Source organism: Pseudoalteromonas sp. P1-16-1b (genome assembly GCF_001401785.1).
Lineage (GTDB): Bacteria > Pseudomonadota > Gammaproteobacteria > Enterobacterales > Alteromonadaceae > Pseudoalteromonas > Pseudoalteromonas undina.
Genome location: NZ_LKGQ01000089.1, coordinates 1 through 207 on the forward strand (window position 1 = coordinate 1; position 207 = coordinate 207).

2 tRNA genes are annotated in these 207 nt (G+C 53.1%); both read left to right on the forward strand.

From position 1 onward, the window contains the following. Positions 1-6: 6 nt before the first annotated feature. Positions 7-83, forward strand: a tRNA-Arg gene (locus tag AN392_RS18355). A gap of 43 nt (positions 84-126) precedes the next feature. After that, positions 127-203 (forward strand) — tRNA-Arg (locus AN392_RS18360). Positions 204-207 lie beyond the last annotated feature (4 nt).

Below are 207 nucleotides of genomic sequence, written 5' to 3' on the forward strand. Positions count from 1 at the left end.
GAAAGTGGGCGCATAGCTCAGCTGGATAGAGTACCTGGCTACGAACCAGGCGGTCGGAGGTTCGAATCCTCCTGCGCCCACCACTTTCAACTCTCACTTAGAGTTTAAATAAGTAAATATGAAAGTGGGCGCATAGCTCAGCTGGATAGAGTACCTGGCTACGAACCAGGCGGTCGGAGGTTCGAATCCTCCTGCGCCCACCACTTT